The sequence below is a fragment of the Manganibacter manganicus genome (assembly GCF_002075885.1).
Classification (GTDB): domain Bacteria; phylum Pseudomonadota; class Alphaproteobacteria; order Rhizobiales; family Rhizobiaceae; genus Mesorhizobium; species Mesorhizobium manganicum.
Genome location: NZ_MDET01000008.1, coordinates 72,342 through 98,249, shown reverse-complemented (window position 1 = coordinate 98,249; position 25,908 = coordinate 72,342). Strand labels below are relative to the sequence as shown.

The window sequence follows — 25,908 nt, the reverse complement described above, 5'->3', positions numbered from 1 at the left end:
ACCGGATTTCGATTTAGTGATGAAACGGTCCCGATGCCAGTATCGGCACGGATTTCACCGCATTTTTCCGGCAATGGTTGCAAAAAAGCCCGGCTTTCGCACCGGGCTTTTCTTCTGGATCGCCGTCAGGCCACTCAGGCCGACTTCTTCTTGTCGTCGTTCTCGTCGATTTCCTCGAAATCGGCATCAACGACATCGTCGTCCTTGGCGGCATCCGCCTTGGCGTCGGCTTCGGCAGTTTCCTTCTGCGAGGCCTCATACATGGCCTGGCCGAGCTTCATCGAAACCTCGGCAAGCGTCTGCGTCCTGGCCTCGATATCGGCCACGTCGTCGCCCTCGGCTGCGGTGCGCAGCGCGGCAATGGCATCCTCGATCGCCTTGCGCTCGTCTTCGGAAACCTTGTCGCCGTAATCCTTCAGCGACTTCTCCGAGGAGTGAGCCAGCGACTCGGCCTGGTTGCGGGCCTCGACCAGCGCCTTGCGGTTCTTGTCGGCCTCGGCATTGGCCTCGGCGTCCTTGACCATCTTCTCGATGTCGGCGTCCGAAAGGCCGCCGGACGCCTGGATGCGGATCTGGTGCTCCTTGCCGGTGCCCTTGTCCTTGGCCGAAACGTTGACGATGCCGTTGGCGTCGATGTCGAAAGTGACCTCGATCTGCGGCACGCCGCGCGGGGCCGGCGGAATGCCGACCAGATCGAACTGGCCGAGCAGCTTGTTGTCGGCCGCCATTTCACGCTCGCCCTGGAAGACGCGGATCGTCACCGCCGACTGCGAATCCTCGGCTGTCGAGAAGGTCTGCGACTTCTTCGTCGGAATCGTGGTGTTGCGCTCGATAAGACGGGTAAACACGCCGCCCAGCGTCTCGATGCCGAGCGAAAGCGGAGTCACGTCGAGCAGCAGTACATCCTTGACGTCGCCCTGCAGCACGCCAGCCTGGATAGCTGCGCCGATGGCGACGACCTCATCAGGGTTGACGCCCTTGTGCGGCTCCTTGCCGAAGAACTGCTTCACGACTTCCTGCACCTTGGGCATGCGGGTCATGCCGCCAACCAGCACCACCTCATCGATCTCACCGGCCTTCAGGCCGGCATCCTTGAGCGCCGCCTTGCATGGCCCGATGGTGCGCTGCACGAGATCCTCGACCAGGCTTTCCAGCTTGGCGCGGGTCAGTTTCATCGTCAGGTGCTTGGGGCCGGACGCGTCAGCGGTGATGAAAGGCAGGTTGATTTCGGTCTGTGCGGAAGACGACAGTTCGATCTTGGCCTTTTCGGCAGCTTCCTTGAGGCGCTGCAGGGCCAGCTTGTCGTTCTTCAGGTCGATGCCCTGTTCTTTCTTGAATTCGTCGGCCAGATACTCGACCAGACGCATGTCGAAATCCTCGCCGCCGAGGAAGGTGTCGCCATTGGTCGACTTCACCTCGAACACGCCGTCGCCGATTTCAAGCACGGAAATATCGAAGGTGCCGCCGCCAAGGTCGTAGACGGCGATAGTCTTGCCATCGCGCTTGTCGAGGCCATAGGCAAGGGCGGCTGCGGTCGGCTCGTTGATGATGCGCAGCACTTCAAGTCCGGCAATCTTGCCGGCATCCTTGGTGGCCTGACGCTGGGCGTCGTTGAAATAGGCCGGAACGGTGATGACCGCCTTCTCGACCGTCTCGCCGAGATAGGCCTCCGCCGTCTCCTTCATCTTCTGCAGGATCATGGCCGAAATCTGGGAGGGCGACTGCTTGCTGCCGCCGGCTTCCACCCAAGCGTCGCCATTGTCGCCCTTGACGATGTTGTAGGGGACCAGCTTCTTGTCCTTCGCCGTCACCGGGTCGTCATAGCGGCGGCCGATCAGGCGCTTGATCGCAAAAAGGGTGTTTTCTGGATTGGTGACAGCCTGGCGCTTGGCCGGCTGGCCGACGAGGCGCTCACCATCCGGGGTGAAGGCCACGATGGAGGGCGTGGTGCGCGCGCCTTCCGCATTTTCGATAACCTTGGCGTCCTTGCCGTCCATGACGGCGACGCAGGAATTGGTCGTCCCGAGGTCGATGCCGATTACTTTAGCCATTGGTTCAGTCTCTCCTTCAAGCAGGCTTTCAAGGACCCTGTCAGGCGTTCCGGCGAAAGCCCCTGTTCACAATAATTCCGTGCGCCGCGGCACGCGAGCACCGCCCGCACGGTTGTGCGGCGTATATAAGAACAGGGCGCGCGGGGTGCAAGCGTCCTGCTCAAGCATGTCCCCCGAAAGTAGGCCCCGGTTTCGTGAATGCAAACACCGCCCACCCTTATGGTGAGGAGGCGGGCGCAGCGGAGCCTCGAACCACGAGGGCGGCTCAGGGGTGAGGACGGTTGTGGTTGGAACAGTGCGTCGTTCGAGACGGCAGCTCACGCTGCCTCCTCACGACGAGGGAGGGTTGTGTGCCGCCTCAAGGCAAATATGTGCCCCCGCCCTCATCCTGAGGTGCGAGCGGCAGCGAGCCTCGAAGGGCGAGGGTGGGTGTGCGTGCTTCGAGACGCCAGCATGGCCGGCTGTCGGTTGAGGGAAGCCACCGGATGGGCGGCCGCAAGGTTGCGTGGCAACGGTGAAGTGCGGCTTGCCGCCTACGATGACGCCCCAAAACGTCAGACCGTCTCCCAGCCGTCCTTCTCGCCGGCACGGAAAATCGCGTCGATGACCTTCTGGTTCAGCACCGATTCCTCCAGCGTGAAGACACGTTCGCCGCTGCCGGCCACGGCGCGCGCGAAGGCCTCCGCCTGCAGCCGGTATTGCTGGGCGGCCGGAAAACGGAACACCTGCGCCTCGCTGTGATTCTGGTTGTGAAGCGTGACGCGCTGATGGTCGTAAAGCCCGGCATTGAAGGGCGAAGCCAGTTCGATAAAGCCCGCATCACCATGAAACACCATGCTTTGCCGGGCAGCCATCTGCGTCGACAGATAGAAGGACAGCTCGAAATCACCGAAATCGGCACGGATCGAGGAATAGATGTCGGTGCCGAAATTCCTGTCCCGCTCGATGCTGGCCTGCACGCGCACGGGCTCCCCTCCGGTGACAAAACGTGTCGTCACCGTCGGATAGACACCGATATCCGGCAAGGCGCCGCCGCCGAGATCGAACTGGTTGCGCATGTTGGCCGGATCGACATTGTAATAGGAGAACGCGCCCTGCACATGCCGCAACCGGCCGATGGCGCCCTCCGCGACCAGGTCGCGCACCTTGATCCATTGCGGGTTGTAAACCACCATGAAAGCCTCGCAGACCAGCACCTTGTGCCGGTCGCGCAACTCGATCAGCGGCACGATGTCATTTGCATCAAGCGCCAATGGCTTTTCGACCAGCACATGCTTGCCGGCGCGAATAGCCTTGCCCGCCCATTCGACATGCCGGGAAGTGGGCAGCGGGATATAGACGCCATCGATTTCATCCGACACCAGCAAATCCTCATAGGAGCCGAAGGCATGGCGCGCGCCAAAACGGTCGGCCAGCGCACGGGCCTTTTCCAGGTCGCGGCTGGCAATGCCGGCAAGCACGCCGTTATCGGCCTCGACAAGCGCGGGCAGAACCTGCTCGCGCGCGATCTTGGCGGTGGACAGAACTCCCCAGCGAAACATCGGCATTCTCCCTTATGCGGCTTCAAATCATTTCGAGCGGCATCTTGCGACGCGGCGGCGCAAAAGCGGCATCGATCTCGGCAATATCCTGCGTGGTCGGGACAAGGTCCAGCGCGGCGCGGTTTGCCTGCACATGCTCCGGCCGCACGGCTTTGGGAATGGCGATGACGTTGTCGTGCCGCAACACCCAGGCCAATGCCACCTGCGTGGCGCTAACGCCATGGCGCGCGGCGATGGCTTTCAATCGCGGATCGTCAACGAAGCCGCCCTGGCCCAGCGGCGAATAGGCCATGACCGGAACGCGCGCCGCCCGCAAGGTCGGCAGGAGGTCGAACTCGATGCCACGGCTTTCCAGATTGTAGAGAACCTGATTGGCGGCAACGGCCTTGCCGCCCGCCAATCCGGCCAGTTCGTCCATATCGTCGGTGTCGAAATTGGAAACGCCCCAGTGCCCGATCTTGCCGGCGGCCTGCAACGTCTCGAACGCCTCGATCGTCTCGGCAAGCGGCGTGCCGCCGCGCCAATGCAGGAGATAAAGATCGATGCGGTCGGTTCCGAGCCGCTTCAGACTGGCCTCGCAGGCGGCAATCGTGCGCTGGCGCGAGGCGTTGGATGGCAGCACCTTGGACACCAGAAAGACATCGTCGCGCCGCCCGTCGATAGCCTCGCGCACGATTTTCTCGGCGCCGCCATTGGCATACATTTCGGCGGTGTCGATCAGCGTCATGCCAAGATCGAGGCCAAGTCTCAGCGCCGCGACCTCATCGGCCGCGTGGCGCCCGTCGTCGCCCATATACCATGTGCCCTGCCCCAGCGCCGGCACGTCGACGCCACCGGCCAGACTGATGGCGCGGATACCCGGCATCGCCCTATCCTCTCAAGGTGCCGCCGGTCTGCTTGGCGACATTGTCGACGACGCGTTTGGCCAATGCCTCGAAATCCTCGTCGGTCAGCGTCTTTTCAACCGGCTGGATCGAGACCTCGATGGCAATCGACTTCTTGCCTTCGCCAAGTGCCGCGCCCTCGAACACATCGAAGACATTGACGCCGGTGATCAGTTTCTTGTCGGCGCCGATGGCCGCGCGGACCAGCGTGCCGGCCTCGACGGCACGATCCACGACGAAGGCAAAGTCGCGCTTGACCGCCTGGAAGGCCGAAAGCTCTAGCTTCGGCTTGGTGCGGGTGGGCTTCGCCTTCGGCTCGGGAATGGCATCGACGAAAACCTCGAAGCCGCAGAGCGGCCCCGAAACATCGAGCCCTGCCAGAGCCGCGGGGTGGAACTCGCCAAAGGTGCCGAGCACCACCTTGGGGCCGAGCTTTATCACCCCCGAACGGCCCGGATGATACCAGCCGGGCGCGCTGGCCTCGATCTGCAAGCGATCGACCGGTGCACCGCAGGCCTCGAGCACGGCAAGCGCGTCGGCCTTGGCGTCGAACACGCCGACCGGCCCGGCATTGCCTGCCCAGTAGCGGCCGGCGCCCGTGAGCCTGGCGGTGCCGCGCCGCACGCCGGCGGCAATGCGGCGCTGAGCGTCGGGCGTATCGCCCTCATAGGTGCCGGACACTTCGAACAAGGCGACATCGCCAAACCCGCGGTCGGCATTGCGCTGCGCCGCAGCAATCAGGCCGGGCAGCAAAGAGGGCCGCATGTCGGACATGTCGGCGGCAATCGGGTTGGCGAGCTTGAGCGCCTTCTGGCCGCCGCCGAAAAGCTCGGCATGACGAGCCGAAATGAACGACCAGGTGACGGCCTCCATCATGCCACGCACCGCGAGCGCCCGCTTGGCCGCGCGGGTACGGATCTGAAGCGTGGTGAGGATCCTGCCATTGACGGCGCCATGGCTGGAGAGCGGCTGCGGCGCGATCTCGTCGACGCCATGAATACGCATGACCTCCTCCACCAGATCGGCCTTGCCGTCCACATCCGGCCGCCATGAGGGAACCGTAACCTCCACCGTTTCGCCAGCCCCCTGCGGCGTGAAGCCGAGGCGCGAAAGGATCGAAAGGCTTTCGTCCTTCGGCACCTCGAGGCCGGTCAGGCGCTTGACCTCCGAAAGCGGGAATGACACGGTCTTCGGCGTGTGACCGGCATAGCCGATCACTTCGATATCGGTTGCCCCGCCGCCACACGAATCGAGCACCATGCGTGTCGCCAGTTCCAGCCCCGGCACCATGAATTCAGGGTCCACGCCGCGCTCGAAGCGATAGCGCGCATCGGTAATAATGCCGAGCGTACGGCCCGTGCGGGCGATGTTGAGCGGCTCCCACAGCGCCGATTCGATCAGCACATCGGCGGTGTTCTCGTCGCAGCCCGAATGCTCGCCGCCCATGACACCGGCGATCGATTCCACGCCGCCTTCGTCGGCGATCACGCACATCTGCGGCGTCAGTTCATATTCGCGCTGGTCGAGCGCCATGATCTTTTCGCCGTCGCGCGCCCGGCGCACGGTGAGATTGCCGACAACCTTCTTCGCATCGAACACATGCAGCGGCCGACCGCGGTCGAAGGTGATGTAATTGGTGATGTCCACCAGCGCGTTGATGGGCCGCAACCCGATGGCGATGAGACGCTGCTGCATCCATCGCGGCGACGGACCGTTCTTCACGCCGCGCACAAGCCGCAGCGCAAAGCCGGGGCAAAGCTCGGGCGCCTCGATGGTCAACCTCACCGGCGTCGCACCTTTGCCTGCAACCGGCTCAACGGGCGCGGTCTTGAGCGTGCCAAGGCCGGAAGCCGCCAGATCGCGGGCAATGCCGTAAACACCAGTGGCGTCCGGCCGGTTCGGCGTCAGATTGATCTCGATCAGCGGATCATCGATATGCGCGTAAGCCGCGAAGCTGGTGCCCACCGGCGCATCTTCGGGCAGATCGATAATGCCGTTATGCTCATCGGAAATCTGCAATTCCCGCTCCGAGCACATCATGCCGAAGCTCTCGACGCCCCTGATCTTGCCGACCGAAAGTGTCACGTCGATACCGGGTACATAGGTGCCGGGCGCGGCGAAGACGCCGACGAGACCGGCGCGCGCATTGGGTGCGCCGCACACCACCTGGACGGGCGCCTTGCCATCGCCGGTATCGACGGAAAGCACGCGCAGCCGGTCGGCATCGGGATGCTGGACCGCTGTCAGCACGCGAGCGATGACGAAGGGTTTCAGAGCCGCCTTGTCATCGACCGCCTCGACTTCGAGGCCGATCGCGGTCAGCCGCTCGACGATTTCGTCAAGCGTCGCTTCGGTTTCGAGATGATCTTTCAGCCAGGAGAGTGTGAATTTCATTGCAATCTTCCAGAAGAGGCCTCAGCGCTCGACGCTGAAGCCGGAATAACGGGGCAAATCGTCAGCGATATGCAGGAATGGCAGGCGGCGAGCCTCGAAGGCATGCAAGGCCGGTGGATAGCGTTCCGGCTCGTCCATGAAGCCCAGCGCCAGATAGATTTCGCCGGGCAGCCTGTCGTCGCTATAGCCGATCTGGCTGCCGCAATAGCCACAAAACCGGCGCTCGACGCCACCCGCGCGCCAGCTTCTCGGCTCACCATGCCAGGTGAGATCCTCGTCACGAAAGCCGACGAACGCCATGACCGGCGCGCCCGTCTGCTTGCGGCAATCGCGGCAGTGGCAATAGGACGTCCAGAACGGAGCACGGCTCGCCTCGGCGCTGATCAGGCCGCAACGGCACGATCCGGCATGCGGCTCGCTCATGAACTCAACCCTGCGAACAAGGTCGGCATGTCGAGCGGGCGGAAACCGTAATGCGAGAGCCAGCGGACATCGGCGTCGAAGAAGGCGCGTAGGTCCGGCATGCCGTATTTCAGCATGGCGATGCGGTCGATGCCCATGCCCCAGGCAAAGCCCTGATATTCGTCGGGGTCGAGCCCGCCGGCGCGCAGCACATTGGGATGCACCATGCCGCAGCCGAGGATTTCCATCCAGTCGCTGCCCTCGCCGAAACGCACTTCGCCCGGCCGCGAACGGTCGCACTGGATATCCACTTCAAGGCTCGGCTCGGTGAAGGGAAAGAAGCTCGGGCGAAAGCGCATCTTGACCGAAGGCACCTCGAAGAAGGCCCGGCAGAACTCCTCCAGCACCCATTTCATATTGGCGACATTGGCTGTCTTGTCGATCACCAGCCCTTCGACCTGATGGAACATCGGCGAATGGGTGGCATCGGAATCCTGCCGGTAGGTCTTGCCGGGAATGACGATGCGGATCGGCGGCTTTTGTGCCTCCATGGTGCGGATCTGCACCGGCGAAGTGTGCGTGCGCAGCACCTTGCGCTCGCCCTTGTCATCCGGATGAAAGAAGAAGGTATCGTGCATTTCACGCGCCGGATGGCCTTCGGGGAAATTCAGCGCAGTGAAATTGTAATAATCGGTTTCGATATCCGGGCCCTCGGCAATCGAAAAACCCATGTCGCCGAAGATGGCGGCGATCTCGTCGGTGACCTGGCTGATCGGGTGGATGCGGCCGCGCTCTGCCGGCGAAGACCGCACCGGCAGGGTCACGTCCAGTTTCTCAGCCACGAGGCGGGCGGCAATCGCCGCATCCTTCAACTCCGCCTTTCGAGCGGCAAGAGCTTCAGTGACGCGCACCTTCAACCCGTTGATCGCCGGGCCTTTGACCTGCCGCTCTTCCGCCGTCATCGCCCCAAGCGTCTTGAGCAATTCCGACACCGAGCCCTTCTTGCCGAGCGCGGTCAGGCGCACGGCTTCGATGGCCTGCTCGTCGCCCGCGGCGGCGATTTCAGCGAGCAGGGAATTTTCGAGCGAATTGAAGGTCATATCTGTGCTCGTCATATGTCGTTGGTCCGTGCGTTCTTCGAGGCATTCCTTCGCCCCTTCAAAAAGGGCTCAGGGTCACACCTCAGGATAAGGCAGAACAGTGCCGACGGCTCTCATCCTGAAATGCGAGCGGAGCGAGCCTCGAAGGACGCACCGCCAAAAGAAAAACCCGCGCCAGCCTGCCAGCGCGGGTTTCCCAAATCAAACTTTGAATACTTGGGAAGGCGCTGGGCGTTCCTAGTCGCATTTATCCGACGCGGGACTTGCTTCGCAACCCGCTGGAAAATGCTTAGGCTACAGCGCTTTCAAAAGCGTTCGGAGTCGTGTTCTTCAGATATTCCAACGCGGTCTTGGCCTTGGCAACGAGCGCGGCGAAAGCCTGCGGCTCATGGATCGCCATGTCGGACAGGACCTTGCGGTCGATCTCGATACCGGCCTTGTTCAGGCCGTCCATCAGCCGGCCATAGGTCAGGCCATGCTCACGAGCAGCGGCATTGATACGCTGAATCCAGAGCGCACGGAAGTTGCGCTTGCGAACCTTGCGGTCGCGATAGGCGTATTGCAGCGACTTCTCGACCGCCTGCTTGGCGATGCGGATGGTGTTCTTGCGACGGCCGTAAAAACCCTTGGCGGCTTTCAGGACCTTCTTGTGCTTGGCGTGAGCGGTAACGCCTCTCTTGACGCGTGCCATGTCATGATCTCCTTAAATTCGCTTCCAACCGGCTCAGAGGCCGCCGCCATTCGGCAGAAAATTCTTGATGACCTTCTTGGCGTCGGGTTCAGCCAGAACCATCGTGCCGCGGGCATCGCGAATGAACTTGTTGGTGCGCTTGATCATGCCGTGGCGCTTGCCGGCCGCAGCCGACAGAACTTTACCCGTAGCGGTGATCTTGAACCGCTTCTTGGCGGCCGATTTGGTCTTCATCTTGGGCATTTTGCTTGTCCTTTTCGTGAGGCGCCGGATTGCGCCGAATGTCGCTTCAGGCCGACCAAAGCCTGAAAAGCATAAAAGACCGCCACGGCATGCCCTGCCGGGCGGCTTTCCTGAACATCGGCCCTATACTGCAAAGCGAAGGCGCATGCAACAGGTGCAGGCTCCGCGTCAGGGCAGGCGGAACAACACCGGCAACGTGCCCGACTGCTGGGCGGTGTCGATCAGTTCAAAGACCGGCATGGCAACCAGGAAGACCAGCCCGTCCAGCAGCGTATTGAGCAGAAGGCGCGGCTTGAACGAACCTGTATCGCCTTCCCTGTACAGCGACAGCTTCGGGAAAAAGCGCGGCACACGCGCCAGATAGTCGAGATATGGCGCGCCGAGCACGTCACGCAGGAACCGCTCCTCACGAAGAATCACCACATGGAAGGCGGCAGCGCACAGGGCGGCGAAGCCGATGGTTGCCACAATCGAGCCCATCTGCGCGCCGACGCCGGCTGCGGCCAGGGACGAGAACACATAAAGCGGATTGCGGGTGATCGAATAAGGGCCGCCGGTAACGACCTCTTCGGATTTGCGCCCGCCAATATAGAGCGTGGACCACAGTCGGCCGACAATACCGAGAAAAATCAGCACAACGCCAACCATTTCGATGGTCTCATGGGTGATGGTTTCGGGCGCGAAGAGCGACTGTCCGAACAACAATAGCGCGAACAATCCCACCACCAGCACGGCCAACACCAACCGGCGCATGCGCTGGTAGCCGCCAAGCCCTTGCCGGGTCTGCGCGTCGGCAATGTTACTGTTCATGCAAAGGATCCGATCGTGTCAGGCGGCCAGGTTCTTGTGACAAACACAGCCGCAAGGCAAGAAAAAGGCGCCTGCCCAGCCGGTCACGGGCTGGGCAGGTCACGACGATTCAAACGGCGACTCTACAACGCCGCATAATATCAGCGCGGGGCCAGAACCATCATCATCTGGCGGCCTTCGAGCTTGGGCTCGGCCTCGACCTTGGCGATCTCCGCGGTTTCCTCACGTACCTTGTTGAGAAGTTGCATGCCGAGTTCCATGTGAGCCATTTCACGGCCCCGGAAACGCAGGGTCAACTTGACCTTGTCGCCTTCCTCGAAGAAGCGGCGCACAGCGCGCATCTTCACATTATAGTCATGATCATCGATATTGGGGCGCATCTTGATCTCCTTGATCTCGATGACCCTTTGGTTCTTGCGCGCCTCAGCCGCCTTCTTCTGGTTGGCGTATTTCATCTTGCCGAGATCGAGAATCTTGGTCACAGGCGGATTGGCGTTGGGAGAAATCTCGACAAGGTCCAGCCCCGCCTCTTCAGCGAGCAGCAATGCATCATTGATGGAAACCTCCCCACGGTTTTCACCGTCGGCATCGATAAGCTGGACGCGGGGGACCCTGATCTCAGTGTTGGCGCGCGGGCCGTCCTTGGTGGGCGGTGCTGCTTTGAACGGTCTGCGAATGGTCGTGTTCTCCTTGATGTGTTTCGTTCGAAGGGCAATACAATCTGCGAGCGCGCCAATGTGGTAGGCGCGCGGTCGAAGTCAATAGCACAGGGTAAACCAGAAATCACCACTTGGCGTGCTGTTCCTGGTCTAAAACCGAGCAGATGCCGGCTCTTTTCGCATGGCAGCGGCTGTGCCAAAAGAAATTTATAACGGGGCAGGACCATGAGCGCAGAGCAGGCCGAATTCCTGGACGTCGCGGGAACGCGCATCGCGGTACGCCGGCAGGAGGGTCGGATTCCCGGCCTGGTGTGGCTCGGCGGCTACAAATCCGACATGCTGGGCACCAAGGCGGAAACACTCGCCGCATGGGCCAGGCGCACCGGGCACGGCTTTCTGCGCCACGATTATTCCGGACATGGCGAATCGGGCGGTGCTTTCAAGGACGGCACCATCTCGAAATGGCTAGATGAAAGCCTGGCCGTGCTGCGGCACTTTACGCAGGGCCGGCAAATCCTTGTGGCGTCCTCGATGGGCGCGTGGATCGCGCTGCGCATGGTGCAGGAACTGCGCAAGGCCGGAGAGGATCGCATTGCCGGGCTGGTCCTGCTGGCGCCGGCGCCCGATTTCACCGCCGCCCTTGTCGAGCCGGCGCTTGAAGACAGCCAGCGGCAGGACCTCGAACAACAGGGTTATTTCGAAGTACCGTCGGATTATTCGGCGGAGCCTTATATCTATACGCGCGCGCTGATCGAGGACGGGCGCGCCAATCTGGTCATGTCCGGCCCGATCGACACGCATTGTCCGGTGCATATTCTGCAAGGTCTTGCAGACCCGGATGTGCCGTCCGCGCACGCACTCAGACTCACCAGCCTGCTGCCGGCCGATGACGTGACGCTGTCGCTCATTCCTGATGGCGACCACCGCCTTTCACGGCCGCAGGATCTCGACATGCTCGTCCGCACGGTCGAGGCCATGGTCGAGCAGGCGCAATAGTCGATGCGGATATCCATTCCCGTCTCCGCCTTCGTCGCGGCGATCGTCGGCTTCGGCGGCACTTTGGCCATCATCATCGCGGCGGCGACCGCGGCTGGCGCCAGCCAGGACCAGACGGCAAGCTGGGTGACGGCGATCTGCCTAGCCACGGCGATCGAGACCGGATTGCTGTCTTGGCAAGCCAAAATGCCGATCATCGCCGCATGGTCGACGCCCGGAGCAGCGCTCATCGCGGCTTCGAGCGGATTTTCGATCCATGAAGCGGTCGGCGCCTTCCTCGTCGCCGGCGTGCTGCTGGTGGCGACCGCGCTTTTCAAGCCGCTGATGCGGCTGATCGCCAGGATACCGGCCTCGGTCGCCTCGGGCATGCTGGCCGGCATCGTCGTCACCTTCGCCACGGGGGCGGCGAAAACGGTATCCGCCGATCCATATCTGATCCTGCCGCTGATCGCCGCCTTCTTCATCATGCGGCTTGTCAACCCATCGCTGTCCGTGCTGGTGGTGCTGGTCGGCGGCGGCATCGCGGCCTTCCTGAGCGGACGCGTCGGCGGCCTGCCGTCGCCGGAGCTTTCGACGCTGACGCTGATTGCACCGCAATTCAGCGCCGCCGCAATCATCGGTCTCGGCGTTCCGCTTTATCTCGTCACCATGGCCTCGCAAAACCTTTCCGGTCTGGCCGTATTGAAAGCGGACGGCTACAGCCCCGAACCCGGGCCTCTGATCGGCATAACGGGACTGTTCTCGGTCCTGACCGCGCCGTTCGGCGCTTCCACCACCAATCTGGCGGCAATCTCGGCGGCCATCTGCACCGGGCCGGATGTCCACCCCGATCCGAAAGAACGCTGGAAGACCGGGCCGTTCTACGCACTGTCTTATCTTGTCTTCGCCCTCTTCGGCGCCTCGCTGGTGGCGATCTTCGCCGTGCTGCCGCCAAGCCTGATCGTGCTGGTCGCCGGTCTTGCTTTGCTCGGCGCGCTCGCCAATGCGCTGACCATCGCACTAAAGGACGAACGCGAGCGCATGGCGGCCACCGTTACCTTCGCGGTTACCGCTTCCGGCCTGACGCTGTTCGGCGTCGGCTCGGCGTTCTGGGGCCTCGTCGGCGGATTGATCGTGCTTTTCCTCGACCTGATGAAAAAGAGATAGTCATTTCAGTCTATTGTCCGGTTTTGGCCGCAACCGCCTTGAATCGCCGTTTTTGCCTTCCCATTTCGAATTCAAGCAGTCACCTCGACTGCCGCAAATGAAGGAACGGGAGTACGATGAACACGACCGCACTGATCCGCCCGGCCTGGACGCCGGCGACCATCGCGCTGATGGTGATCGGCTTCATGGTATTTTGGCCGCTCGGCCTCGCCATGCTCGCCTATATCATCTGGGGCGACCGGCTTGACGGCTTCAAGCGTGATGTAAACCGCGCCACCGATGGGGTTTTCGCCGGCTGCCGCCGTGGCGCCGACCGCGCACATCGCTGGGGCCATGGCGCCGCGCGCACTGGCAATGTCGCCTTTGACGACTGGCGCGAAAAAGAGTTGGAGCGCCTTGCCGAAGAGCGCCGCAAACTCGACGACATGCTTGCCGAGTTCGACGACTACGCCCGCGAGTTGCGCCGCGCCAAGGACCAGGAAGAGTTCGACCGCTTCATGGGCAACCGCAACAGGCACACGGCCCCTGCCCCGGCCAAGAGCGCGTCCAAGACGCGCGGCGGAAAACCAGACACCGCTGACGAGTAAAATCTCGGTCCAACTGAAACGAGGCGGCGTCGTGCGAGCGGCGCCGTTTCTTTTTGCTCTTTTCAATCCGTCGAATCGCTTATCGTCCCGCTCCATGTCGTTCGGCTTCTTCCGCACTCCTCGCAGACCCGCTCCGTCGCCCGTCGAGCAGCGCGATCATGTCGTCGCAGGGCGCACACTGCCGCTGCGCATCGTCGAGAACGAGCGCGCGCGCCGCCTCACGCTCAGGATCGATGCTGGCGGCCAGGGCCTGCGCATCACCGTGCCGCCCGGCCTTCGGCGTAGCGAAGTGGAGAACTTCCTTGCCCGCCACCAGGGCTGGCTGGAGACGCGGCTGGCCAAGGTGCCGGATCGCCCGCAGGTGCGGCCCGGCATCAAGATTCCGCTGCGCGGCGTGCCGCATCTCATCGTCCATGAGCCGGGCAAGCGCGGCACGGTGGCGCTGGCGGAAGACGAGACCGGGCCGATGATGATCGTTCACGGCGACCGGCTGCATCTGCCGCGCCGCGTCGCCGATTTCCTCAAGCGCGAGGCGCGGCGTGAGATCGAGGCGCTGGTGGCCAGACATACGCAAACGGTGGGCCGACGCGCCAAGACGATCCGCTTCAAGGATACGTCGAGCCGCTGGGGATCGTGCACCGCTGACGGTAATCTCTCCTTTTCCTGGCGCATCATGATGGCGCCGGCACCGGTGATAAACTATCTCGTCGCGCATGAGGTCGCGCATCTGAAAGAGATGAACCACGGGCCGAAATTCTGGAAATTGTGCACGGAGCTTTGCCCGGACACCGAACGCTGCAAGGCATGGCTGAAAAAGAACGGCGGGGCCTTGCAGTCGATCCGCTTCGAGTAGCGAGGCTGAAGACTATTGTCATTGTGCGTGCTTCGAGACGGCAACTTGCGCTGCCTCCTCAGCATGAGGGCCGTTGGCGAAAACCTCCCTCATGCCGAGGAGCCGGCAACGCCGGCGTCTCGAAGCACGCACAATAAACGACCCCTCAATCGTCATTCGCCGCATTGAGTTCGGCCGGCCGCAGGCCCTCGTCGTCATGGCGCGGCCAGGGCAGGAAATCCCTGTCGAAGCCATCTCCGCCGAAATAGGCTAGCGCGCGATGCGCTTCAGCGCCGTCGAAAGCCGCACGATCCATGAGATGCGCGATCACCTCGCGTGCTTGCGCGAGCTTTTCGCGCAATTGTTCTTCATCGGCCATGGCCGTACCCTCGGCTGTTGCATCCATCGTGCAAACTAGCGCGCCGGGGCGCGGCTGCAACATATGCTTTTCCTCGACTCTTTCACCGTTTCGTGCCAATCCCCGCGCAGGATACGGACATGACAACGCTCGACATCAAGATATGCGGTTTAAAGACCGACGAGGCGCTGGCAGCGGCGCTTGCCGGCGGCGCCAGCCATGTCGGTTTCATCTTCTTTGCCAAGAGCCCGCGCAATATCGCGCCCGCCGAGGCTGGACGGCTGCGGCAGATGGCCCGCGGCAAAGCCAAAGCCGTGGCGGTAACGGTGGATGCCGACGACGCGACGCTGGATGCGATCATGGCAGCCATACAGCCCGATATGCTCCAGCTTCACGGCTCGGAAAGCCCGGAACGGGTCAGCGCGATCAAGGCGCACTATCGTGTGCCGGTGATGAAGGCGTTGTCCGTGCGCCAAGCGGCCGATCTGGAAGCAGCGCTTGCCTATCGTGGCATTGCCGACCGGCTTCTGTTCGACGCCAAACCGCCCAAAGGCGCGGACCTGCCGGGCGGCAATGGCGTTACCTTCGACTGGAAGCTGCTGGCAGGTCTTGACGCGAAGATGGATTACATGCTTTCGGGCGGCGTCAATGCCGGTAATGTCGGTGAGGCGATCAGGCGTGCCAAACCAGCCGGCCTGGATATTTCGTCAGGCGTGGAAAGCGCGCCGGGCATCAAGGATCCGGCGCTGATCAATGCCTTCTTCCGGGCCGTGGCAACGGCGCGTGAGACAATCGCAGCCTGACGGATCCGGGCTTTTCAGGGAGAACGGCGATGAACCAGCCGGCCATGCCAAATTCCTTCCGTACCGGACCCGACGAACAGGGCATGTTCGGCATTTTCGGCGGCCGTTTCGTTGCTGAAACGCTGATGCCGCTGATTCTCGAACTGGAACAGCATTGGAACGAGGCGAAGGACGATCCTGAATTCAAGGCCGAGCTTTCCGCGCTTTCGACTTTCTATGCCGGAAGGCCCTCCAAGCTGTATTTCGCCGAAGGGCTCGCAAGACATCTCGGTGGCGCGAAAATCTATTTCAAGCGCGAGGATTTGAACCACACCGGCTCGCACAAGATCAACAATTGCCTCGGGCAGATCCTGCTCGCCAAGCGCATGGGTAAGAAGCGCATCATCGCCGAGACCGGCGCCGGTCAGCACGGCGTCGCCTCGGCAACGGTCGCGGCGCGTTTCGGCTATCCTTGCGTGGTCTATATGGGCGCCACGGACGTTGCCCGGCAAAGCCCGAACGTCTTTCGCATGAAACTGCTCGGCGCCGAGGTGCGTCCGGTCAGCGCCGGCCATGGCACGCTCAAGGATGCCATGAACGAGGCCTTGCGCGACTGGGTGACGAATGTCGAGGACACCTATTATTTGATCGGCACCGCCGCCGGACCGCATCCCTATCCGGAAATGGTGCGTGAGTTCCAGTCGGTGATCGGCACCGAGGCGCGCCAGCAGATCGTGGAGCAGGAAGGCCGCCTGCCAGACGTCATCATCGCCGCCGTCGGCGGCGGCTCCAACGCCATCGGCCTGTTCCATCCCTTCCTCGACGACAAGGACGTGCGGATCGTGGGCGTCGAAGCCGGCGGCCACGGCCTTGACGGGATCGAGCATTGCGCCTCGATGAATGCCGGCAAGCCCGGCGTGCTGCACGGCAACCGCACCTATCTGCTGCAAAACGACGACGGCCAGATTCTCGACGGTCATTCGATCTCCGCGGGGCTGGACTATCCGGGTGTCGGGCCGGAGCATTCATGGCTGCGCGATACCGGCCGCGTCGAATATGTGCCGATCCTCGACAACGAGGCGCTGGAAGCCTTCCAACTCTGCACCCGCACCGAAGGCATCATTCCAGCACTCGAATCGGCGCACGCCATCGCCCAGGCGGTGAAGATGGCGCCGACCATGGGCAAGGATCAGGTGATGATCGTCAACCTCTCCGGCCGTGGCGACAAGGACGTGCATACCGTGGCCAAGACCATGGGCATGGAGATCTGATCGTGACCGATACCCGCATCGACCGCCGCATGGCGAAGCTGAAGGCCGAGAGCCGCCCTGCCCTCGTCACCTATTTCATGGGCGGCGACCCGGATTTCGACACCTCGCTTTCGATCATGCGCGCATTGCCGCAAGCCGGCGCCGACATCATCGAACTCGGCATGCCGTTTTCCGACCCGATGGCCGATGGGCCGGCAATCCAGGCGGCTGGCCTGCGCGCGCTTAAAGGAGGCCAGACCCTGAAAAAGACGCTGGCCATGGCGGCTGCGTTCCGCAAGACCGACGACGATACGCCGATCGTGCTGATGGGTTATTACAACCCGATCTATATCTATGGCGTCGAGCGTTTTCTTGCCGATGCGAAGACATCGGGCATCGACGGGCTGATCGTTGTCGATCTGCCGCCGGAAATGGACGAGGAACTGTGCATTCCGGCGATCAGGGCCGGGATCAACTTCATTCGTCTCGCCACGCCGACGACGGATGACAAGCGTCTGCCAACCGTGCTGAAGAACACGTCCGGCTTTGTCTATTACGTGTCGATGACCGGCATCACCGGTTCGGCGCTGGCCGATACCGACCGTGTCGCCGCCGCCGTCACGCGCATCAAGGGCCATACAGACCTGCCGGTCTGCGTCGGCTTCGGCGTCAAGAGCGCCGAGCAGGCGCGCACCATCGGCGCCTGTGCCGACGGCGTCGTGGTGGGCACGGCGATCGTCAATGCAGTGGCCGATGTTGTTGGAGCAAAGGGCGAGATAACCGCCGATCCCGTCGGGGCGGTCACAACGCTGGTCAGCGGGCTGGCCGAGGGCGTGCGGGCCGCGCGCCTTGCCGCCGCCGAATAGTTTGGCTACCCCTTCGCCAAAGAGGAATTGAAGCGATGAACTGGATCACCAATTTCGTCCGGCCGAAGATCAACTCGATGTTCGGACGCCGCGAGATGCCGGAAAACCTCTGGGTCAAGGACCCCGAGAGCGGCGAGATGGTCTTCCATAAGGATCTGGAAGAAAACCAGTTCGTCATTCCCGCCTCCGGCTATCACATGAAGATCGCCGCGAAGGAGCGGCTGAAATTCTTTTTCGACGAGGGCAAGTACGAAACCATCGAAAATCCCAAAATGCCGCTCGATCCGCTGAAATTCCGCGACGAGAAGCGCTATACCGACCGGCTCAAGGAGGCCAAGGCCAAGACCGGTCTCGAGGACGCCATCCTCAATGCCACGGGCACGATCGAAGGTCTGCCGGTCGTCGCCACGGTGCAGGATTTCGCGTTCATGGGCGGTTCGCTCGGCATGGCCGCGGGCGAGGCCATCGTGCACGCCTTCGAAGTCGCCCGGCAGCGCAAGCGCCCGCTTGTTCTGTTCGCCGCTTCCGGCGGTGCGCGCATGCAGGAAGGCATTTTTTCGCTGATGCAACTGCCGCGCACGACAGTGGCGCTGGACCGGCTGAAGGAAGCCGGCCTGCCCTATATCGTGGTGCTGACCAATCCGACCACAGGCGGCGTCACCGCGTCCTATGCGATGCTGGGCGACGTTCACATTGCCGAACCCGGTGCGCTGATCGGCTTTGCCGGGCCGCGTGTGATTGAACAGACGATCCGCGAAAAACTCCCCGAAGGCTTCCAGCGCTCCGAATACCTCATGCAGCACGGCATGGTCGATATGGTGGTGTCGCGCCTTGAAATGAAGGCGACGATTGCCCGCCTGCTGAAGCTGCTGCTCAAGCAGCCGGCAGTCGAGGAAGAGACGGAACCGGAAATCCTGCCGCCGGTGGAAGCCCAGCCGGAGGCGCGGCCACAGGCCTGATACGACATTGCGCGCCGCGAACGGTAATGATGCGCAGAACTGATTGCGCTTAGGACCATCTCCATGACCACGCTTTCCGCCGACCTCGAAATTGAGCGCCTTCTGACGCTGCACCCGAAAGGCTTCGACCTTTCGCTCGACCGCATCAGCCGCGTTCTCGACAGGCTCGGCAACCCGCAGGATAAACTGCCTCCGGTGATCCACATTGCCGGCACCAACGGCAAGGGCTCATGCGCCGCCCTGTCACGCGCGCTTCTGGAAGCCGCCGGCTACACGGTCCATGTGCACACCTCGCCGCATCTGGTGCGCTGGCATGAACGCTACCGCATCGGTGCTGAAGGCGGCGGCAAATTCGTCGAGGACGCCGTCTTTGCCGACGCGATCGCGCGCGTCGCGGCCGCCAATCGCGGCGAGACGATTACCGTTTTCGAAATCCTCACCGCTGTCGGCTTCGTGCTGTTTTCGGAGCATCCGGCAGATGCCACCATTCTCGAAGTCGGGCTTGGCGGGCGCTTCGATGCCACCAATGTCGTCAAGACCCCGGCGGTCTCGATCGCGATGCCGGTTTCCATGGATCACGAGGCCTATCTCGGCGACCGGATCGAATTGATCGCGGCCGAAAAGGCCGGCATATTCAAGCGCGGCTGCCCGGCCGTTATCGGCGCACAGGAGTTCGAGCCGGCGCTGGAAGTTCTGGTCGAAACCGCCGCGCGGCTCGGCTGCCCGGCAGCCGTCTATAGCCAGGATTTCCTCGCCTTCGAGGAAAACGGCCGCCTGGTCTATCAGGACAATGACGGCCTGATGGACCTGTCGCTGCCGCGCCTGCCCGGCCGCCATCAATTCGCCAATGCGGCTGCGGCGATTGCCGGGATCAAGGCGGCGGGTTTTGCCCTCGACCAGCATACGGCGGACAAGGCCATGCTCGAAGTGACCTGGCCGGGGCGGATGCAGCGGCTGACGCAAGGGAAACTGGTCGACATGGCTCCGGAAGGCTCCGAGATCTGGCTCGACGGCGGTCACAACCCCGGCGCCGGCACGGTGATCGCCGAAGCGCTGGTGGAACAGGAAGAGCGCAACCCAAGGCCGCTTTTCCTCATCACCGGCATGATCAACACCAAGGATCAGGCCGGCTATTTCGCCGCCTTCAAGGGACTGGCAAAGCATGTCTATACGGTGCCGGTCGGTTTCAGCGACGCCAGCGTGCCCAATGACGAACTGGCGGCGCGCGCCGGCGAGGCCGGGCTCTCGGCCGAACCGGTGGACTCGGTGGCCAACGCGCTGAAGCTGCTGCGCGAGACATGGCGGCCAGGCGACATACCGCCGCGCATCCTTATCGGCGGCTCGCTCTATCTCGCAGGCCAAGTGCTTGGCGATAACGGCACGCCGCCGACCTGAAATGGGAGCAGGAGCGGCTGGCGCACCCCTCCCCACAACCTTCAGCGGCCGGCGTCGAGCTTGTCGATGGCCTCGACATTCTTGGCCGATGACCCCTTGGGATCGAACTCGGAGGCCAGCCAGGTATCGACGATCGCCTTGGCGAGTTCCGGGCCGATGACGCGCGCGCCCATGGTGATGATCTGGGCGTTGTTGGATTTCGCGGCGCGCTCGGCAGAATAGGTGTCGTGGGTCAGTGCTGCGCGGATGCCCGGCACCTTGTTGGCCGAAATGCACACACCGATGCCGGTGCCGCAAAACAGGATGGCGCGCTCGTGCTTGCCCTCCAGAACGTCATGCCCGACCCTGGCCGACAGGTCGGCATAATAGCCCGACTGGCTGAGATCAGTGACCTGATGCTCCGGCTTGCTGGCCAGATGGGCGGCGATGACGTCGAGCAGCGGCTTGCCCGCGCTGTCGGCTCCAATTGCGATTTTCATTTTCTTTACTCCTTTTTTGGGCGGTCGGGCTTGGATGATCCGGTTTAGCCGGCAATCGCTACCGAGACGCGTTTCAAAATGTCGATATAGCCTTCGGCCTGCCAGGCGGAGCGGCCGATGAACAGGCCATCGATATGCGGCTGGCCGATCAATTCGGCGGCGTTGCCGGGATTGACGCTGCCGCCGTAAAGCACCTTGAGGGTTCGGCCCAACCTGTCCGCCGCAACCTGCTTGATCAGTTCCTGCCGGCGGTCGGCATAGTCGGCGCTCGCCGGAATGCCCTTGTCGCCGATGGCCCAGACAGGCTCATAGGCAAAGAGGATTTCGGCTGAAAGCTCATGCGCCTGCAATTCCTGCAAGGCAGCAAGCACCTGCGCGGTCAACACCTCATCGGCGCGGCCAACCTCGCGCTCGGCCAGCGTTTCACCGACACAGATCAGCGGAATAAGGCCGTGCCTCACGGCAGCGGCGGTCTTGAGGCCGACCGTGTCGTTGGTCTCGCCGAAATGCTCGCGCCGCTCGCTATGGCCAAGTTCGACCAGATCAAGCTTGCAATCCTTGAGCATCAACGGCGAAACCTCACCGGTCCACGCGCCGGCATCGGCCCAATGCATGTTCTGCGCGCCGACCTTGACGCGCGTCGCGCCCAGCGCCTGCTTGACCTCCCGCACCGCAGTAAAGGGCGGGATGACGAAGGGCTGGATGACGTCCGTCAGGTTCGGCACGAACGCGGAAAGCGCCTCGGCAAAGGCCAGCGCCTCGTCAAGCGTCTTGTTCATCTTCCAGCTTGTGCCGACCCAGTATGACGCCATTTTTGCCTTCAATCCTTCTCGACAATCGTAAGATCTATGTCCGCCGCTTCCAACTCGGCTTTTGCATCCGCCGGCGGTTCAGCGCCTGTCAACACGGCATCGAACGCGCCGAGTTCCGTCAGGAAATGTAGTGCGGGGCGGCCGAACTTGCTGTGATCGACAAGAAGCATCTTGCGCGCGGCAGCCTTCAGCATCAGCCGCTTCAACTGCACGACTTCCTGATCCTGATGAAAAGCCGACCCGCCATGGATCGAGGATGTCGAAACCAGCGCCACATCGGCGCGCAGCGACCGCAGCGTATCTTCGGCCAGCAGGCCGAAGAAGCCATGAAACTTCTTGGTGTACTGGCCACCGAGCGTAATCAGCGTGATGCCGGCGGTGCCGGCGAGTTCCTGAATGACAGCCAGATTGTTGGTGATGACCGTGAGCGGCCGCAATTCGGCCAGATGTTTCACGACACCGCCAGCCGTCGAACTATCGTCGATGATGATCGTCTGCCCCGGCCCGATCATGCTTGCAGCAGCGGCGGCGATGCGTTGTTTTTCCGGCCCTGCCAGCCTTTGACGGTAGCGAAAATCGCTTTCGAACTGCCCGCTCGCCTGCATCGAGGCGCCGCCGCGAATTTTTCGCAACAGGCCTTCCTGTTCGAGTTGGTCGAGATCGCGGTGGATGGTCATGCGGGAAACATCGAAACGTGCCGAAAGCTCGTCCACGGTTGCAGTGCCCGCTTCCATCAGCAGGTCGAGGATGCCTTGCCTGCGCCCGTCAATTTTCATTGTTCAAAAATTCCTCGCGCCAAACCACGTTCCTGATACACCATTCTTTATATCAATATCAACATTATATGTGTGATATTGATATTTCTATATGTTACAAATTTGATGTGACCCGGCTAAATCGATTGGTAGCGTCAGCACCACCCCTTCGCCCGGTGCGGAGCACTCGACAAACCGCCGGCATTTGGCCATGAACGAACGGGATCGGCGCGCCGCCAGGGGAGATTTTCTCGAGGCCGACGCCAGAGGAAATGCGTTTTTGAGGACCAGGGAGACAAAATGGCCCGCATCACCTTGAGACAATTGCTCGACCACGCCGCCGAACACGGCTACGGCGTGCCCGCCTTCAACATCAACAATATGGAACAGGCCCTGGCGATCATGGAGGCCGCGGCGGCCACCGACGCACCGGTGATCCTGCAAGCCTCGCGCGGCGCGCGCGCCTATGCCAACGACATCATGCTCAAGCACATGATGGACGCGGTGACGGAAATCCATCCGCAGATTCCGGTCTGCGTGCATCTCGACCACGGCAACGAGCCGGGCACCTGCATGACCGCCATACAGTCCGGCTTCACCTCGGTGATGATGGACGGCTCGCTCAAGGAAGACGGCAAGACGCCGGGCGACTGGGCCTATAATGTCGGCGTGACCAGGACGGTTGCCGACATGGCGCATCTCGGGGGCATCTCGGTCGAGGGCGAGCTTGGCGTGCTCGGTTCGCTGGAGACCGGCATGGGCGACCAGGAGGACGGCCACGGCGCCGAGGGCAAGCTCAGCCATGACCAGCTTCTCACCAACCCGGACGAGGCGGTGAAATTCGTCGCCGAAACCAAGGTCGACGCGCTGGCGATCGCCATGGGCACCTCGCATGGCGCCTACAAGTTCACCCGCAAACCCGACGGCAAGGTGCTGGCGATGAACATCATCGAGGAAATTCACCGCAAGTTGCCCAACACCCATCTGGTGATGCACGGCTCGTCTTCCGTGCCGCAGGAATTGCAGGACATCATCAACGCCTATGGCGGCAAGATGAAGCCGACATGGGGCGTGCCGGTGGAGGAAATCCAGCGCGGCATCAAGAACGGCGTGCGCAAGATCAACATCGACACCGACAACCGCATGGCGCTGACCGGCCAGATCCGCAAGGTGCTCTCGGAAGATCCGAGCGAGTTCGACCCGCGCAAATATCTCAAGCCGGCGATGGCGGCGATGACGAAGCTGTGCAAGCAGCGTTTCGAGGAGTTCGGCACGGTCGGCCACGCCTCGTCGATCCGGCCCATTCCGGTCGCTGAAATGGCCAGGCGCTACAAGGCCGGCTCGCTCGACCCGAAGTTCGGCTGACCAGCCCACCTGCACCAATAAAACGCCGGCCATCGCGCCGGCGTTTTTTGTTCAGTTTGCCGCAATGAGATCGGCGCGACCCGTTTCGATATGGGGCGCCCAGAAATCCACCGATTCCCGGATCATCGACACCACCTGACGATCGACCGGCTCGCGCTCACGGAAGGAAAGTTCGAGGCAGATTTCGTTATCTGTGCCGCCGCCTTGCCGCACCGCTTCCAGCAGTTTTTGCGGCACGATGCGCCCGTCCTTGTTGTAGGCGGCGGTGAACGGCCAATGGCCGCCCTTGTTCATCGACGACTGCTTGATGTGGATTATCGGCGACTGTTTCGGGAATGCGCCAGCCCAGGCATAGGGATCGATGTCGGCCGGATTGGGCGAGGTGACGTCACCATGGTCGATATCGACCATCATCTTCAACGGGATGGGCAAGCCGGCCGCGTCGATGCGGGCCTGAAGCTCCCTACAGCTTTCGATGGTGTGGCCGAACTCGCGCCCCACCGACATCGGTTCCCAGAACAGATATTCAAGCCCGGCCACCCTGGCATGCTCGGCCAATTCGCGCCAGCATTCCAGCGCAATGTCGATCAGGGCGGCACGACGCTGAGGGTCGTCGTAATCCTTGTGCGTGAAAATCGCGAATTGCGTGCCCAGCGAGGGCGCGCCAAGCTCGGCCGAAATGTCGGCGAAGGTCTTGAACCAATCGACGTAATAGCGGCGCACATCCGCGTCCGGATGGCCGAAATGATTGAGCCGCCCGTAAGGGCCTGTCATGCCGGAGGTGATGCGCACGCCGGTGCGCGCCAGCGCGTTTCGAAACAACCGCACGAACTTGGTAATCGTCGCCGCCGGCCAGCCGGGATTGACAAATTCATGCGTCAACTGCACGTCGCGGATGCCGATGCCATAGGCGATGGCGTCGATCAGATCGTCCGGTTCGGCGAAGCGGTTGACCAGCGGATTGGTGTTCAGGGAAAGCGTGAAGGCCAAGGCAATCTCTCGATGTTTATGACGCGGCGGCGCTTTTGTGCGGCTTCGCCATGAAGCCGGCGAACCACTCGTCGAACGCCTTGCGCTCGGTTCCGGACAGGCGAAGGCCATGCTTGGTGCGGCGTTCCAGAATGTCGGCCGGCGTCACCGCCCACTCGGTCTCGATCAGGTAGGCCGCTTCCTTCTCATAGAAATCGGCGCCGAAATGACGGCCGAGATCGACTTCGCCGCCCGCACCTGCCAGAAGCTGCCGCGCGCGGGTGCCGTAGCTGCGCGCATAATGCTTGAGCAGCGAAGGCGAAAGCCAGGGAAATTCGTTGTGCAATTGTCCGAGGAACTGTTCGAAATCCGCATTCGGCAGGTCACCGCCCGGCAGATAAGCGCGCGCCGTCCAGCCTTTCTTCATTTGCGGGAAGAAGGGCTGGATCTTTTCCAGCGCGTGCTCGGCCAGCTTGCGGAATGTCGTGATCTTGCCGCCATAGACCGAAAGCAGCGGCGCGGCGCCCTCCGGCGCGTCAAGCTCGAAAATATAATCGCGGGTGACGGCGCTCGGATTGTCGGCATTGTCGTCATAAAGCGGCCGCACGCCGGAGAATTTATGGACGACGTCCTGACGGGTGAGCTGGCGCTTGAAATAGCGGTTCACCACCTCGATCAGATAGTCGATCTCGCTGGTGGTGGCGCAAACCTCCTCCGGCCGCCCCTCATAGGGAATGTCGGTGGTGCCGATCAGCGCCAGATCGTTCTGGTACGGGTTGATGAAGATGACGCGCTTGTCGTGGTTCTGGACAAGATAGGCCTGCCTGCCTTCCCAGAATTTCGGCACGACGATATGGCTGCCCTTGACCAGACGCACATTGCGGGTGGCGTTGCGGCCGGCAATTTGGCTGACGACATCGTTGACCCATGGCCCGGCGGCGTTGACCAGCGCACGCGCCCGGACCGTGGTGACAGCGCCGGTGCGGCCGTCCCGCATATCGATGGACCAGACGCCATTTTCGCGCCGCGCCGCGATACAGGCAGTCCGGGTCAGGATCCGTGCACCGTGCTGACTGGCGTCAAGCGCGTTGAGCAGGACAAGGCGGGCATCCTCCACCCAGCAATCCGAATATTCGAAGCCGCGCCTGTAGATGTCCTTGATCGGCGCGCCTTCCGGCGCGGTGGCAAGGTTCAGCGCGCGCGTTCCGGGCAGGCGCTTGCGGCCGCCGAGATGATCGTAGAGGAACAAGCCGAGGCGAACCAGCCATGCCGGCCTGTCCTGCGGGCTGTGGGGCAGCACGAAGCGCATCGGCCAGATGATATGCGGGGCCGAGTTCAACAGCACCTCGCGCTCGATCAGCGCCTCGCGCACAAGCCGGAACTCGTAATATTCCAGATAGCGCAGGCCACCATGCACCAGCTTTCCGGAACGCGAACTGGTGCCTTCGGCAAGGTCGTCCTTCTCGCACAGGATGACGGAAAGCCCGCGCCCGGCCGCGTCACGCGCGATACCGGCCCCGTTGATGCCGCCACCCACCACGAAAAGATCGACAAGGTCATTCAACTGCCAATTCCTTATGTC

General features: G+C 62.4%; 26 protein-coding genes. 10 read left to right on the top strand and 16 right to left on the bottom strand.

Going from position 1 to position 25,908, the window contains the following annotated elements:
- Nucleotides 1–134: 134 nt before the first annotated feature.
- From dnaK to infC, 10 genes are all read right to left on the bottom strand, one after another.
- Nucleotides 135–2,051, bottom strand: a complete 1,917-nt coding sequence (gene dnaK, locus BFN67_RS06985) for a molecular chaperone DnaK (RefSeq protein ID WP_080918909.1) — start codon at nt 2,049–2,051, stop codon at nt 135–137.
- 554 nt (nt 2,052–2,605) lie between these two features.
- The gene (locus BFN67_RS06980; protein WP_080918945.1) at nt 2,606–3,592 is read right to left on the bottom strand and encodes a Gfo/Idh/MocA family protein; all 987 of its coding nucleotides are present in this window, start codon (nt 3,590–3,592) and stop codon (nt 2,606–2,608) included.
- Nucleotides 3,593–3,614: 22 nt separating this feature from the next.
- Entirely contained in the window at nt 3,615–4,457 is an 843-nt protein-coding gene (locus BFN67_RS06975) for an aldo/keto reductase (RefSeq protein WP_080918908.1), read from the bottom strand.
- Between the two features lie 4 nt (nt 4,458–4,461).
- A complete protein-coding gene (pheT, locus tag BFN67_RS06970; RefSeq protein ID WP_080918907.1) occupies nt 4,462–6,870 on the bottom strand; it encodes a phenylalanine--tRNA ligase subunit beta in 2,409 nt (802 codons plus the stop codon).
- 21 nt (nt 6,871–6,891) lie between these two features.
- Nucleotides 6,892–7,293: a GFA family protein gene (locus BFN67_RS06965; protein WP_080918906.1), complete on the bottom strand. Its 402-nt coding sequence runs from the start codon at nt 7,291–7,293 to the stop codon at nt 6,892–6,894.
- Complete coding sequence (pheS, locus tag BFN67_RS06960) at nt 7,290–8,387, bottom strand: phenylalanine--tRNA ligase subunit alpha (RefSeq protein WP_080918905.1); 1,098 nt, start codon at nt 8,385–8,387, stop codon at nt 7,290–7,292. Before pheS ends, BFN67_RS06965 begins: the two co-directional genes overlap by 4 nt.
- Nucleotides 8,388–8,661: 274 nt before the next feature.
- Entirely contained in the window at nt 8,662–9,063 is a 402-nt protein-coding gene (gene rplT / locus BFN67_RS06955; RefSeq protein WP_080918904.1) for a 50S ribosomal protein L20, read from the bottom strand.
- A gap of 33 nt (nt 9,064–9,096) precedes the next feature.
- Nucleotides 9,097–9,306 (bottom strand): 50S ribosomal protein L35, encoded by a 210-nt coding sequence (gene rpmI, locus BFN67_RS06950; RefSeq protein WP_080918903.1) that lies wholly within the window; start codon nt 9,304–9,306, stop codon nt 9,097–9,099.
- 168 nt (nt 9,307–9,474) lie between these two features.
- Nucleotides 9,475–10,116: a methyltransferase family protein gene (locus BFN67_RS06945; RefSeq protein ID WP_080918902.1), complete on the bottom strand. Its 642-nt coding sequence runs from the start codon at nt 10,114–10,116 to the stop codon at nt 9,475–9,477.
- Between the two features lie 140 nt (nt 10,117–10,256).
- Complete coding sequence (gene infC, locus BFN67_RS06940; RefSeq protein WP_080918901.1) at nt 10,257–10,793, bottom strand: translation initiation factor IF-3; 537 nt, start codon at nt 10,791–10,793, stop codon at nt 10,257–10,259.
- 207 nt (nt 10,794–11,000) lie between these two features.
- On the opposite strand from infC, the gene BFN67_RS06935 reads away from it, so the two are divergent.
- The 4 genes from BFN67_RS06935 (at nt 11,001) to BFN67_RS06920 (ending at nt 14,357) form a co-directional block, all read left to right on the top strand.
- On the top strand, nt 11,001–11,771 hold the full coding sequence (locus BFN67_RS06935; RefSeq protein ID WP_080918900.1) for an alpha/beta hydrolase: 771 nt from the start codon (nt 11,001–11,003) through the stop codon (nt 11,769–11,771).
- Nucleotides 11,772–11,774: 3 nt separating this feature from the next.
- Entirely contained in the window at nt 11,775–12,917 is a 1,143-nt protein-coding gene (locus tag BFN67_RS06930; RefSeq protein WP_080918899.1) for a benzoate/H(+) symporter BenE family transporter, read from the top strand.
- 116 nt (nt 12,918–13,033) lie between these two features.
- On the top strand, nt 13,034–13,504 hold the full coding sequence (locus BFN67_RS06925) for a DUF2852 domain-containing protein (protein ID WP_080918898.1): 471 nt from the start codon (nt 13,034–13,036) through the stop codon (nt 13,502–13,504).
- Nucleotides 13,505–13,598: 94 nt separating this feature from the next.
- A complete protein-coding gene (locus BFN67_RS06920; protein WP_080918897.1) occupies nt 13,599–14,357 on the top strand; it encodes a M48 family metallopeptidase in 759 nt (252 codons plus the stop codon).
- Between the two features lie 145 nt (nt 14,358–14,502).
- On the opposite strand, the gene BFN67_RS06915 is transcribed toward BFN67_RS06920, so the two are convergent.
- Nucleotides 14,503–14,778 (bottom strand): hypothetical protein, encoded by a 276-nt coding sequence (locus BFN67_RS06915; protein ID WP_245295173.1) that lies wholly within the window; start codon nt 14,776–14,778, stop codon nt 14,503–14,505.
- A 56-nt stretch (nt 14,779–14,834) separates the two neighbouring features.
- On the opposite strand from BFN67_RS06915, the gene BFN67_RS06910 reads away from it, so the two are divergent.
- From BFN67_RS06910 to BFN67_RS06890, 5 genes are all read left to right on the top strand, one after another.
- Nucleotides 14,835–15,497 carry a phosphoribosylanthranilate isomerase gene (locus BFN67_RS06910; RefSeq protein WP_080918896.1) on the top strand — a complete coding sequence of 221 codons (663 nt, stop codon included), beginning with the start codon at nt 14,835–14,837 and terminating at the stop codon, nt 15,495–15,497.
- 29 nt (nt 15,498–15,526) lie between these two features.
- Nucleotides 15,527–16,747 (top strand): tryptophan synthase subunit beta, encoded by a 1,221-nt coding sequence (gene trpB, locus BFN67_RS06905; RefSeq protein ID WP_080918895.1) that lies wholly within the window; start codon nt 15,527–15,529, stop codon nt 16,745–16,747.
- 29 nt (nt 16,748–16,776) lie between these two features.
- Nucleotides 16,777–17,592, top strand: coding sequence for a tryptophan synthase subunit alpha (gene trpA, locus BFN67_RS06900; RefSeq protein ID WP_245295177.1), 816 nt, complete (start codon nt 16,777–16,779; stop codon nt 17,590–17,592).
- Nucleotides 17,593–17,627: 35 nt separating this feature from the next.
- Nucleotides 17,628–18,551 (top strand): acetyl-CoA carboxylase, carboxyltransferase subunit beta, encoded by a 924-nt coding sequence (gene accD, locus BFN67_RS06895; RefSeq protein ID WP_080918893.1) that lies wholly within the window; start codon nt 17,628–17,630, stop codon nt 18,549–18,551.
- Nucleotides 18,552–18,614: 63 nt separating this feature from the next.
- Nucleotides 18,615–19,946 (top strand): bifunctional folylpolyglutamate synthase/dihydrofolate synthase, encoded by a 1,332-nt coding sequence (locus BFN67_RS06890; RefSeq protein ID WP_080918892.1) that lies wholly within the window; start codon nt 18,615–18,617, stop codon nt 19,944–19,946.
- A gap of 41 nt (nt 19,947–19,987) precedes the next feature.
- Here the strand turns inward: BFN67_RS06890 and derI are convergent, their stop codons facing one another.
- The 3 genes from derI to BFN67_RS06875 are packed head-to-tail and all read right to left on the bottom strand — an operon-like array spanning nt 19,988 to nt 22,013.
- A complete protein-coding gene (derI, locus tag BFN67_RS06885; protein ID WP_080918891.1) occupies nt 19,988–20,425 on the bottom strand; it encodes a D-erythrulose-4-phosphate isomerase in 438 nt (145 codons plus the stop codon).
- Between the two features lie 44 nt (nt 20,426–20,469).
- Entirely contained in the window at nt 20,470–21,237 is a 768-nt protein-coding gene (locus BFN67_RS06880) for a triose-phosphate isomerase (RefSeq protein ID WP_080918890.1), read from the bottom strand.
- Nucleotides 21,238–21,245: 8 nt separating this feature from the next.
- Nucleotides 21,246–22,013 (bottom strand): DeoR/GlpR family DNA-binding transcription regulator, encoded by a 768-nt coding sequence (locus BFN67_RS06875; protein ID WP_080918889.1) that lies wholly within the window; start codon nt 22,011–22,013, stop codon nt 21,246–21,248.
- 279 nt (nt 22,014–22,292) lie between these two features.
- Here BFN67_RS06875 and fba point away from each other — a divergent pair, with 279 nt between their 5' ends.
- Entirely contained in the window at nt 22,293–23,357 is a 1,065-nt protein-coding gene (fba, locus tag BFN67_RS06870; RefSeq protein WP_080918888.1) for a class II fructose-bisphosphate aldolase, read from the top strand.
- 51 nt (nt 23,358–23,408) lie between these two features.
- Here the strand turns inward: fba and BFN67_RS06865 are convergent, their stop codons facing one another.
- Together BFN67_RS06865 and BFN67_RS06860 are read right to left on the bottom strand one after the other, a co-directional pair.
- Nucleotides 23,409–24,347 carry a sugar phosphate isomerase/epimerase family protein gene (locus BFN67_RS06865; RefSeq protein ID WP_080918887.1) on the bottom strand — a complete coding sequence of 313 codons (939 nt, stop codon included), beginning with the start codon at nt 24,345–24,347 and terminating at the stop codon, nt 23,409–23,411.
- Nucleotides 24,348–24,363: 16 nt separating this feature from the next.
- Nucleotides 24,364–25,890, bottom strand: a complete 1,527-nt coding sequence (locus BFN67_RS06860; protein ID WP_080918886.1) for a glycerol-3-phosphate dehydrogenase — start codon at nt 25,888–25,890, stop codon at nt 24,364–24,366.
- Nucleotides 25,891–25,908: the final 18 nt, after the last annotated feature.

Bases quoted from the DNA above. Each gene is read 5' to 3' on its own strand.
- dnaK (WP_080918909.1), bottom strand. From the start codon at position 2,051: ATGGCTAAAGTAATCGGCATCGACCTCGGGACGACCAATTCCTGCGTC.
- BFN67_RS06980 (WP_080918945.1), bottom strand. From the start codon at position 3,592: ATGTTTCGCTGGGGAGTTCTGTCCACCGCCAAGATCGCGCGCGAGCAG.
- BFN67_RS06975 (WP_080918908.1), bottom strand. From the start codon at position 4,457: ATGCCGGGTATCCGCGCCATCAGTCTGGCCGGTGGCGTCGACGTGCCG.
- pheT (WP_080918907.1), bottom strand. From the start codon at position 6,870: ATGAAATTCACACTCTCCTGGCTGAAAGATCATCTCGAAACCGAAGCG.
- BFN67_RS06965 (WP_080918906.1), bottom strand. From the start codon at position 7,293: ATGAGCGAGCCGCATGCCGGATCGTGCCGTTGCGGCCTGATCAGCGCC.
- pheS (WP_080918905.1), bottom strand. From the start codon at position 8,387: ATGACGAGCACAGATATGACCTTCAATTCGCTCGAAAATTCCCTGCTC.
- rplT (WP_080918904.1), bottom strand. From the start codon at position 9,063: ATGGCACGCGTCAAGAGAGGCGTTACCGCTCACGCCAAGCACAAGAAG.
- rpmI (WP_080918903.1), bottom strand. From the start codon at position 9,306: ATGCCCAAGATGAAGACCAAATCGGCCGCCAAGAAGCGGTTCAAGATC.
- BFN67_RS06945 (WP_080918902.1), bottom strand. From the start codon at position 10,116: ATGAACAGTAACATTGCCGACGCGCAGACCCGGCAAGGGCTTGGCGGC.
- BFN67_RS06935 (WP_080918900.1), top strand. From the start codon at position 11,001: ATGAGCGCAGAGCAGGCCGAATTCCTGGACGTCGCGGGAACGCGCATC.
- BFN67_RS06930 (WP_080918899.1), top strand. From the start codon at position 11,775: ATGCGGATATCCATTCCCGTCTCCGCCTTCGTCGCGGCGATCGTCGGC.
- BFN67_RS06925 (WP_080918898.1), top strand. From the start codon at position 13,034: ATGAACACGACCGCACTGATCCGCCCGGCCTGGACGCCGGCGACCATC.
- BFN67_RS06920 (WP_080918897.1), top strand. From the start codon at position 13,599: ATGTCGTTCGGCTTCTTCCGCACTCCTCGCAGACCCGCTCCGTCGCCC.
- BFN67_RS06915 (WP_245295173.1), bottom strand. From the start codon at position 14,778: ATGTTGCAGCCGCGCCCCGGCGCGCTAGTTTGCACGATGGATGCAACA.
- BFN67_RS06910 (WP_080918896.1), top strand. From the start codon at position 14,835: ATGACAACGCTCGACATCAAGATATGCGGTTTAAAGACCGACGAGGCG.
- trpB (WP_080918895.1), top strand. From the start codon at position 15,527: ATGAACCAGCCGGCCATGCCAAATTCCTTCCGTACCGGACCCGACGAA.
- trpA (WP_245295177.1), top strand. From the start codon at position 16,777: ATGGCGAAGCTGAAGGCCGAGAGCCGCCCTGCCCTCGTCACCTATTTC.
- accD (WP_080918893.1), top strand. From the start codon at position 17,628: ATGAACTGGATCACCAATTTCGTCCGGCCGAAGATCAACTCGATGTTC.
- BFN67_RS06890 (WP_080918892.1), top strand. From the start codon at position 18,615: ATGACCACGCTTTCCGCCGACCTCGAAATTGAGCGCCTTCTGACGCTG.
- derI (WP_080918891.1), bottom strand. From the start codon at position 20,425: ATGAAAATCGCAATTGGAGCCGACAGCGCGGGCAAGCCGCTGCTCGAC.
- BFN67_RS06880 (WP_080918890.1), bottom strand. From the start codon at position 21,237: ATGGCGTCATACTGGGTCGGCACAAGCTGGAAGATGAACAAGACGCTT.
- BFN67_RS06875 (WP_080918889.1), bottom strand. From the start codon at position 22,013: ATGAAAATTGACGGGCGCAGGCAAGGCATCCTCGACCTGCTGATGGAA.
- fba (WP_080918888.1), top strand. From the start codon at position 22,293: ATGGCCCGCATCACCTTGAGACAATTGCTCGACCACGCCGCCGAACAC.